The sequence below is a fragment of the Rhizobium sp. MHM7A genome (assembly GCF_005862215.1).
GTDB classification, from domain to species: domain Bacteria; phylum Pseudomonadota; class Alphaproteobacteria; order Rhizobiales; family Rhizobiaceae; genus Rhizobium; species Rhizobium bangladeshense.
Window position 1 is genome coordinate 1 of sequence record NZ_VCHT01000039.1, and the last position, 9271, is coordinate 9271.

Here is a 9271-nt window from a genome sequence, read left to right on the forward strand (position 1 = left end):
GTTCTTGTAGCTGACGGCAGGACTGTTCATCCCAACCCATTATCCGACAACCGTTAAGCCGCTCACAACGTGACATCACCAACCGACCACATAGATAGCCCCATCACAGATCCAGATCCGCTCAAGTCCCGATCCATGCACCCAGAGCACACTTCAGGTTCCATCAAACGCCGCTTTCATGGAATCGGTCGTCTAGTCTTATTTCGCAGCTGCTCATCAACAAGAATGCCGTTGCATGCGTTTAGCTCAAGTATGTTAGGTTCCGCCAATATATCAGGGTGCCCACCGGCCTGGAGTTCAACTACGTACTGCACATTACTCCCGCCGTCGATTGGAGCTTGATCCAAGGGCACAGCGTTGCGATGCAGCGATACCAGTCGACCATTACCATCGAAGAATAACATGTCCAGTGGGAGCGGAGTATCTTGCATCCACAACCGCACATGGCGAGGGGAATCGTAGGCAAATATCATGCCGTCGAACGGGCTAAGAACTCGCCTGCGCATGAGTCCCCTGCTGCGCTCATCCGAGGCATTTGCGACCATCACGATTAATGGGCGTTTTGCGATTTCGATCGCTGCGACATCACAATTTGCGTTAAGCAACGAAACCAGCGTAATAGCCTTAAGTAGAAACATAGTCGTCACCTCTTTGCTGCCGTGTGCGATCATGTCCCAACGCGTGGAGTTGGCCCATAAAAGCCAGACTGGATCAGATTTCTGTTTGACGGTTTGAGAACTCGCTCGTTTACCGATATCCCAAAGCCTTATGCGTGTGAAGCGTGTTGTACAACAGGGCGACGGAACACCCACGGGACCGAGGTTCGTGAGCTTTTATATCCGTGGCATCCCTGGTCTGGGCGGCTTATCCATATCGGCGTTGTTGCGTGGATCACCCGGCGACTGATATTGAGCGGTGGTTGTGACCTGAGCCCCTGATCTTCCTCCAGATTTTGGTAGAGTCCGTCACAATCAGGAGACGGACGAATGAAGCGTTCACGGTTCACGGAAGAACAGATCATAGGGATATTGAAGGAGCAGGAGGCGGGCGCGAAGACGGCGGACGTCTGCCGCAAGCACGGAATCTCGGACGCAACCTTCTACAAATACAAGGCGAAGTATGGCGGCATGGACGTGTCCGATGCCCGCAAGCTGAAGGCGCTTGAAGGCGAGAATGCCAAGCTGAAGAAGCTGTTCGCCGAGGCAATGCTGGACAATGCGATCCTGAAGGATGTCGTTGCAAAAAAATGGTGACGCCCGATGTGAAGCGGGATGCGGTGGCTCATGTCTGTGCGCAGCATGGGGTGAGCCAGCGTCGGGCGTGCGAGGTTCTGTCGGTTGATCGGTCGAGCATGCGATACCGCAGCGTGCGGCCTGACGATGCGTCCATTCGGGAGGCGATGAAGAAGGTCGCATCCGAGCGCTGCCGCTTCGGTTATCGCCGCATCCACGTCATGCTGGACCGCCAGGGGATCGTCATGAACCTGAAGAAGCTTCGACGTCTCTATCGGGAGGAGAAGCTGACGGTGCGCAAGCGTGGTGGCAGAAAGCGGGCCTTGGGAACGAGACGCCCTCTGGCTTTGCCGTCGCGTCCGGGCGAGCGCTGGAGCCTGGACTTCGTCAGCGATGCCTTCACCGACGGTCGCCGCTTTCGGGTGCTGGCCGTCGTCGACGACGTCACCCGCGAATGCCTGTGCCTGGTCGCCGACACATCCCTGTCAGGCGCAAGGCTTGCCCGCGAACTGGATAGTCTCATCGCCAGACGCGGAAACCCGAGGACGATTGTCTCGGACAACAGGACGGAGATGACCAGCATGGCCATCCTCAAATGGTGCCAGGAGACCAAGGTCGAATGGCATTACATCGCCCCCGGCAAGCCGATGCAAAACGGCTTCGTCGAAAGCTTCAACGGCAGCTTCCGCGACGAATGCCTGAACGAGACCCTGTTCTCGTCGCTCGCTCAGGCCCGAGCCGCAATCACTGCATGGAAGGAGGATTACAATCCTGTTTCATAACGCCCATCTTTCTATGTTGTTGAAGGGAATAAGTTTTCCTGATCTGGATGCGATCCTGTGGGGTGTCGAGGGTTCTGCCGGGCGCGATCGAGGATCTGATGTGCTTGCGGGGTGGCGAGTTTTGAACAGCTGAAGATCCATGGGCCGTCGGGTAGCGGATGAGCCCCCTCGATCTGGCCAGCCTCGGCCGCCAGACGCAGCGTTTTTGGCGTTATCCCGAGCAACTTCGCCGCACCGCCCAGATTAAGCCACGGCTCGACCCCGTCGACCCGGGGACGGAAGACCGGAATCTTGCGATATGACCTCAGCGCGGTGACCCGCTCCCGTGTCCACCGATTGCCATTGCCGGTCGTCAGTCCGTTTCGATTGAGGACACCGGCAATCACATCGTCATTGGCGATAAGGACGAGCTGTCGTACGGCGTCGACAATATCGTCAGGCGTCGCGTTTCTTTGCCCGCGGCGCCGCTTCGGCAGGCGCAGCTCGGTGTGGACACCCCCAACCCAATGGATGACGAGGACGATCTCGGAGGTTCCATCATCGAGATCGGCAACCACTTCATTGATGAGCGTTCGCACGATACGCTTCTTCAGCCTTGCATCGGTTGTCGGCGCCGTCCAGACGGCGCGGAGGTTCCCCGCAAGTGCGGCTACCTGGGATGCGGACATGGGGATCGGCTGCGGCGCAACCGTCCGATGTTTGGCAATCTTGGCTTCGATCTCGCCGGCGCGAGCGAGCGCCGTGTTCCAGCGTGCTTCGAGCTCCGACGTCACCAGCCTGTTCTCCGGATCAGCCGCGTCGTATTGCCGGAATGCCCGGTCGGCGGCATAGCACGCTGCCTCGAGATCGCGCAGCAGGGCATCCTGAACCTGGTCGCGTTGGCTGGCCATACGGCGTTCCGCCTCGATGGCGGCGGCAATAGCTCCTGGTTCGACCACCCCGAGCACCGCCTCCTCGATCGCATCATCGACCCGCAAACCGCCGAAGGCGATGCAACGTGGTTCGCCGTTGTCGAGCAACCCTCGCCAACAGGAATAGCGCGGGATGTTATGGTTGGCTCCTGTGTAACGAACCGTCAGCTTCCGGCCGCACCTTTTGCAGCGGAAAAGGCCGGCAAGCAGAGCGTCGCCATGCTTCGGCGCTCCATGATGGCGACTGGCCGGTACATTGTCGCTGACCATCTTGCGGATCTCCTCCGCCCTTTCCCAACTGATGTAACCTTCGTGTGCGTCCGGGATCAGCGCCAACCATTCATCACGCGCCTTGCGGCGAATTCCAGATCGGCCACCGTATCCCGGGACGGAACGACTCTTACCATAAGCATAAGCGCCGCCGTAGATCGGGTTCGCAATCATCCGGTGGATGGTCGCATAGTTGGGTCTGCGCCAGATGACATCACCGTCCGCGCGCCTGACGGGCAAATCCAACCCGTGTTCGAGGAACCATAGAAGCGCCTGCCGTGCACTGCCAAGTTCGGCGACTTTGTTGAAGACCAACGCAATGGCGTCCTGGATGCGCCGGTCGGGATCTTTCTCGATCCTGTCACCGACCTTCAAAAAGCCGACCGGGACCGTGACGACAAGCTCTCCGCGGCGTGCCTTCTCGTAGCGGGCGGAAAGGGAACGCTGACGTAAGAGATCGAGCTCATACTCGTTGAGGCTGCCCTTCAGGCCCAAGAGCAGCCGGTCATTGCCCTGGCGTGGTGCGTAGGCCGCTTCCTGATCGATCAGAACGGTATCAACGACGCGGCACATCTCGATGAGCTGCTGCCAATCGCGGCTGTTGCGGGCAAAACGCGATACCTCGCGTGCCGCTACCGCCCCCACCTTGCCAAGGCAGACCTCGGCGACCATCCGGTCAAAACCAGCGCGGGTTACACCACCGGCGGCCGAACGACCAAGATCGTCATCCACCGTCTCAATGCGCGACCAACCAAGTGCTGTCAGGCGATCGCGCATGGCGTATTGAAGGGTACTGCTTTCGCGATTGTGCAGAACCTGGTGAGCCGAGGACTGCCGAACATAGAGAATAGCCTTCCGCTCCAGATGGTGCGGCCCGATCTTCTCATGCATCATGACCGGCCTCCTTCTGCTGGGAGGTGCGCTCGCAGTTTGCGTGATCGACGAACAGCCGCACGATGAGAACCGTCAGCGCCTGGCGGGTTTCCTCCGGCAACTCCGGCCATTGTGGCATGCCTGCGGTCATCCCCCTCTGCGGAGCCGAAAACAGATCGAACTGGCGAGGCATGGACATCTCTCCGACTCGTTTCGTGAGAGACCAATGCTGCGCCCATTACCGCAGATTGCGATGAGGCGTCGGCGTCTTCCAGTAACTTTGCCAAAGCATGCAGGCTCGCGAGATCGACATGCGGAACTGGCAGGCTGCGCCAATATCCGCTCACGGAACGGTCGAACATCCATGATGGGACTTCAAAAAGCCGATCAGAAGAAGCACCAGATAGGCTGCAGCGGAAAATGTCCGTACCTTTGGCCAGCGCATCATGGACATGCACGAGCTGACCGCACCAAGGATGCCACGGATATAAAAGCTCACGAACCTCCGTCCTGTGGGTGTTCTGTCGTCGTGTTGTACAACAGAAACAGACCGCACTCGTCGCTGGGCAATATCACCCCCAGCGAATTCGCAATGAAAATGGTCATGGAAAAACAGGCCGCATGAGGCCAGATTAAAAACCCAAGACTCTCCCGAAAACTGGAGGGAGATTGGGTCTCAGGTCAGTTTTCAGTCTCCTGATGTGGATTTCGACGATGCCGCACACGTTCAATGCCGATCGGCGGGACAAGATTGCCAAGCAGAAATATCAAGTGACGAATTGGCCGGCATATAATGAAAGCCTGCGTCAACGTGGTGATTTGACCATCTGGGTGAAGGATGAGGCCCTGTCTTTATGGACGGCGCGGAGGCGGACATCGCGGGGTGGTCAGCCGAAATACTCGGATCTGGCGATTACGTTGTGCTTGACCCTGCGCGTCGTCTGCGGGCTGGCGCTACGCCAGACCCAAGGCTTGATGCGCAGTGTCGCGGCGCTGATGGGGTTCGATATTGCCGTGCCTGACTTCTCAACCCTGTCTCGCCGGAGCAAAGGGCTGGCGTTGCCGTCGACAAAGTCCCGAGCCACAACATCAGGTCCGGTCCATCTGGTTGTCGACAGAGCTGGCTCGGTTTGTCTGAACGGCGATGTCACGTTGTTTCATGGACGCCTGGGGTGGCGCTTTGCTTGCCGACTTGGATCTTCGATCCGATAATTTGTGCGGTAATGCAGATCGGGGAGCCCTACGTAAACATTGAGGGCCTTGCAGACCTATGTCTCTTGCTTGAGAGGCACCGACTCAGGCGAAGTTTCTCAGACGATAGCAACGTCGTCCAGGAGGACCGTCATGAGGAAGTCATTCGACCTGATCTTAATGCCCCCGCCCGCCGCGCCAGCTCTGCATCTACTGGACCCGCCCGAGCTGAAGGGGATCAAGGCCACCGAACGAAGCGCGGTCAACATAAGGTTGGCGCGGCTTCTAATGAAGCCGCCGGCGCGATAACGGTGGAGAACGGCAATGACTGACGTCGATATTTTGCCGCCTTCGATATGAAGCGCAAGGCCGTGGTTTATGTTCGCCAATCGACTGAAACCCAGGTCCAACTCAACCTTGAGAGCCAGCGGCGACAGTATGAGCTGGTCGATGAGGCCCGCCGGCGCGGATTCCGAGACGTAGAAGTTATCGATGATGACCTTGGCCGTTCCGCTAGCGGAACGGGAGCTATGGTGGAAAATGGGTGATGACGGTTTGAGAATGGCGGCGTATCGAGCGGGTGATTGAAGCCAGCCAGACCCTCTCAAGGAGAGCGATACGCCATGAACGAGACTATCACATCGAAAACGCCTTTTGCCACCGTTCGCCACCGGACGGTGCGCACCAGGGGTGCGCTATCCTCGAAGACCGCACGCTGATAGTCTTCAAGCTGGTCATCGCCGCCGCCAGGACGTGGCGACGATTGAAAGGACAAAATCAGTTGCCGAAACTCATCGCAGGCGCCAAATTCCAGGACGGAATCGAGGTCATCGAAAGCCACAAAGCACCGCTTGATCAACCCGTCACCCAAATTCCAGCATAGCTCCTTAAATTGAGATCGCCCTGATATTTATCAGCAACATCGCCTTGCTCTTAATCGATTGAAAATCGGAGATGCCGGCGCCTGATAAACTTGGTCTGTGTATATCTCTATTGTTGGAACCTCCGAACAAAGCGTTTCCGTCCAGATACCAACGGTATATCCCTACGCCGACCTGGTCCGAGTTGGAGCAGCGATCCGCATCAGCGCCATCAACATGGGACCGAGGCTAAATTCGCCCCTTCCCGCCCGCGCGGTTAGATCTCGAAGATATGCGCCGGCTGACTTAATATGGCCCGCCCGCTCCAGGATGCAAGCCATCGCAATTGCCGCATATTCCGGCCCCATAACCTCACAAGCCTCCTGATATCCCGACGGCGAAACACCCAGCATCGAACGAACCACTACAGCAGCGGCCATTAAATCGCGCCATTGCCCAATTCGCCCGCCGGGGGCGTAATCTGATATCTGCGGGCACGCTCGAACGACCATCCCAAGCGGAAAGGATCTTATCGGCTCGCGTTGTCGCTTCGCCTCTCTGTTCGGCCTCTCGCCCCGCTCAGTTTCGGAGCTAGGTTCAAATTCGAGGATGGATTCGGTATTTGAATACTGTATGTGCTGACGGTTTTCGGCACCATTGGCGTCGAATTTTTCTGAAATAAGCTGAACTTCCAACAAGTTGACGATCTCTTCTCGCAATAGTGTGAGTTCGTCGAGGCTTTCCGCCAGGCCTGCGTCCGCTTTTACCGTTCGAAGACCCCTGGTGATCGCAACGAAACGGTCCTCAATGCTCTGCCAGTCGCCCGCAGCGCCCTCCTCTGTCGCGGCGGAAATGAGCTTACGTATATCCCGACGAGCAATGGTGATCTTCTCCTTGATCACCTTCAAGCGCAGGTTTCCTTCGGCAGCCCGCTGAGCCAAGAGGGCGAGTTCTTCGGATCGCGCGAGCAGCGGCGCAAGGTTGAAGCCGTAAGCGGTTTCAATAGAACCGTCTCGCCCCTTTCGGGCATAACGCTTGCCGTTTGGGCTATCGTTTCTCTGAATCAGACCAGCCCGCACAAGAAACCCAAGATTCTCCCGAAGAGTCGTGCCGGCGATGCCATTGGCACGAACAATTAGCTGCGCGTTTGACGGAAACACAACAAGGTTGCTGCCCTCGATCAGATCGGTTTCGGGATAGAACGACAGAAGTGCGTTGAGCACTGCTAGCGCCCGATCGCGCAGCCCGAGCAGGGAACGCGCCTCACAGGTGTCACGGTAGATCTTCCACTTGCTGGCAGATTTGCCCTTTTTGATCCCCGCGGAATCGAACTGGGTCTTCACTAACGCAAGCGTCATCCGCCGCCGCCCAAAGGGCGTCGCTATGTGTTCAGTCTGCATTTTCGTCTACCTTTCGAAAGGCAACAGAATAACGCTCACCAAAACGATGCCAAAGACTTTTGACGTGGATTCCGAGCAATGTGGTTTCTTAGCTGCAACCAATTGAGAAGGGCTTCCGGGATCCGTTTCGGGGCCTTTTTCTTTGCCGTATGGGTTCAGTCTATTGCACTAGATATGCCGACGTTGTCGTCTTACCTGAGCCTCCGTTGAAGTTGGTTGTCGCGACGGTCACGTTAGAATCTCTCATCACGTATTTTGTCTAACGTCAAATTTACCGCTCCAAACCCTCTCGTTTGCAAGGACTTAATGGTTAATAGCTGGTTAATCGGAAAAATCCAACCAGCCAGAATTTGAAATTTATTCAGTTAGTTAACGAGGCGAATGTCCTGCTTCTCTCCCTACTTGTTCTTCTGTGAATCCTACAAACGTAACGCAAGATCGCGACTATTACGCAATTCCATCGCGTTTTTGGCTAACTGGTCCATGTTGCGACGTCATAGACGTCCAGGTTCTGTTTTCTGCCTGCCGTTCGGCGTGCGCCGCGGCCGGCATCGACAAAAGAGAGACGGTCCAAGCGCTTCTTCAACCGCTTCTATGCAGAAGGCTGCTTCCATCGTGATCGACAGCCGCCACGATAAGACCTTCCGGCTGAACCAGTCCACGACAGCGCAGAGATAGACGAAGCCCCGTGCCATCGGAATGTAGGTCAGGTCCATCGCCCAGACCTGATTGGGTCTGGTGACCGCCAGCTTGCGAAGGAGATAGGGATAGACCTTGTGACCTGGTGCCGGTTTCGAGGTGTTCGGGCGACGGTAAATCGCCTCGATGCCCATCTTCTTCATCAGGGTGGCGACGTGCAGCCGTCCGGTTTGCAGCCCTTCTGCCTTCAAAAGCCCTTGCAACATCCGGCTTCCGGCAAACGGGTAATCGAGATGCAGTTCGTCGATCCGGCGCATCAAAGCCAGATCAACGTCCGACACGGGACGTGGAGAATAATAGACGCTACCACGGCTGAAGCCGAGAAGCTTCGCCTGGCGCACGACCGACAGTTTGTGCTCGCGGTCGATCATTTCTTTCCGCCCGGCAATCCCGCCTTGCCGAGCGCACCGGACAAAAAATCGTTCTCCAGCGTCAGTTCGCCGATCTGGGTTTCGCAAACTTTTTAAAAGGCCGCAGAAACGGCCATCGCTGGACACAGTTATGCAGCGAATGCGGCGAATTGCAGCCTTGGTGCACGGATCGTTCAGCGGTCGTGGTGTAGGCGATCGGCAACCTCAATAACCGATCTGTGACCTTGATGCCTTTCAAACATAACGCCGCCCGCCGCCATCGCATCGGCAGGATGAAATTCAAGGTGACGAACTGGCCGGAATATGAGGCGGGGTTACGGCGACGTGGCAGCTTGACCCTGTGGCTGACACCGGAGGCGCTTGCCATGTGGCTTGCTCCACGCCGAACGACGCGTGGTGGCCAGCCTCGTTATTCCGATCTAGCCATCGAGACCGCCTTGACGCTGGGCCTGGTGTTCGGCTTGCGGCTGCGTCAGGTCGAAGGATTATTAGGATCGGTGCTGCCCTTGATGGGCTTGGCGCTCGCTGTCCCCGATCATACCACCCTGAGCCGTCGGGCGCGAACATGGCAATCGCCCAACAAGGCGCATGACCTCCAGGGTCGGCCGGACGGGCCAGTGCATATTCTTGTCGACAGCACTGGACTGCAGGTCTACGGCGCGGGCCAATGGTTGGAGCAGAA

Annotated in this window: 5 protein-coding genes and 5 pseudogenes; 5 read left to right on the plus strand and 5 right to left on the minus strand. The window is 57.3% G+C overall.

Features of this window, described 5'->3' with window-relative positions; genetic code table 11:
- Window positions 1–176: 176 nt before the first annotated feature.
- On the minus strand, window positions 177–671 hold the full coding sequence (locus tag FFR93_RS39765) for a DUF192 domain-containing protein (protein ID WP_138397165.1): 495 nt from the start codon (window positions 669–671) through the stop codon (window positions 177–179).
- Between the two features lie 315 nt (window positions 672–986).
- Here FFR93_RS39765 and FFR93_RS39775 point away from each other — a divergent pair.
- Window positions 987–2002, plus strand: a pseudogene (locus FFR93_RS39775) (IS3 family transposase); the annotation flags it as partial.
- 23 nt (window positions 2003–2025) lie between these two features.
- Here FFR93_RS39775 and FFR93_RS39780 read toward each other — a convergent pair.
- On the minus strand, window positions 2026–4089 hold the full coding sequence (locus FFR93_RS39780; protein ID WP_138397168.1) for a recombinase family protein: 2064 nt from the start codon (window positions 4087–4089) through the stop codon (window positions 2026–2028).
- On the minus strand, window positions 4079–4261 hold the full coding sequence (locus tag FFR93_RS39785) for a hypothetical protein (protein WP_246661425.1): 183 nt from the start codon (window positions 4259–4261) through the stop codon (window positions 4079–4081). Before FFR93_RS39785 ends, FFR93_RS39780 begins: the two co-directional genes overlap by 11 nt.
- Before the next feature lie 521 nt (window positions 4262–4782).
- On the opposite strand from FFR93_RS39785, the gene FFR93_RS39790 reads away from it, so the two are divergent.
- The 3 genes and pseudogenes from FFR93_RS39790 to FFR93_RS39800 all read left to right on the plus strand — a co-directional run.
- Complete coding sequence (locus tag FFR93_RS39790) at window positions 4783–5280, plus strand: transposase (RefSeq protein ID WP_246661426.1); 498 nt, start codon at window positions 4783–4785, stop codon at window positions 5278–5280.
- Window positions 5281–5583: 303 nt separating this feature from the next.
- Window positions 5584–5783, plus strand: a pseudogene (locus FFR93_RS41830) (recombinase family protein); the annotation flags it as partial.
- A gap of 129 nt (window positions 5784–5912) precedes the next feature.
- Window positions 5913–6142, plus strand: a pseudogene (locus FFR93_RS39800) (IS256 family transposase); the annotation flags it as partial.
- Between the two features lie 162 nt (window positions 6143–6304).
- On the opposite strand, the gene repC reads toward FFR93_RS39800, so the two are convergent.
- Together repC and FFR93_RS39815 are read right to left on the minus strand one after the other, a co-directional pair.
- Window positions 6305–7519 (minus strand): plasmid replication protein RepC, encoded by a 1215-nt coding sequence (repC, locus tag FFR93_RS39805; protein ID WP_138397170.1) that lies wholly within the window; start codon window positions 7517–7519, stop codon window positions 6305–6307.
- A 572-nt stretch (window positions 7520–8091) separates the two neighbouring features.
- Window positions 8092–8666 (minus strand): annotated as a pseudogene (locus FFR93_RS39815) (DDE-type integrase/transposase/recombinase); the annotation flags it as partial.
- Window positions 8667–8816: 150 nt separating this feature from the next.
- Between FFR93_RS39815 and FFR93_RS39820 the strand changes: the two are divergent.
- Window positions 8817–9271 (plus strand): annotated as a pseudogene (locus tag FFR93_RS39820) (IS5-like element ISRm33 family transposase); the annotation flags it as partial.

Bases quoted from the DNA above. Each gene is read 5' to 3' on its own strand.
- FFR93_RS39765 (WP_138397165.1), bottom strand. From the start codon at position 671: ATGATCGCACACGGCAGCAAAGAGGTGACGACTATGTTTCTACTTAAG.
- FFR93_RS39780 (WP_138397168.1), bottom strand. From the start codon at position 4,089: ATGATGCATGAGAAGATCGGGCCGCACCATCTGGAGCGGAAGGCTATT.
- FFR93_RS39785 (WP_246661425.1), bottom strand. From the start codon at position 4,261: ATGCCTCGCCAGTTCGATCTGTTTTCGGCTCCGCAGAGGGGGATGACC.
- FFR93_RS39790 (WP_246661426.1), top strand. From the start codon at position 4,783: ATGCCGCACACGTTCAATGCCGATCGGCGGGACAAGATTGCCAAGCAG.
- repC (WP_138397170.1), bottom strand. From the start codon at position 7,519: ATGCAGACTGAACACATAGCGACGCCCTTTGGGCGGCGGCGGATGACG.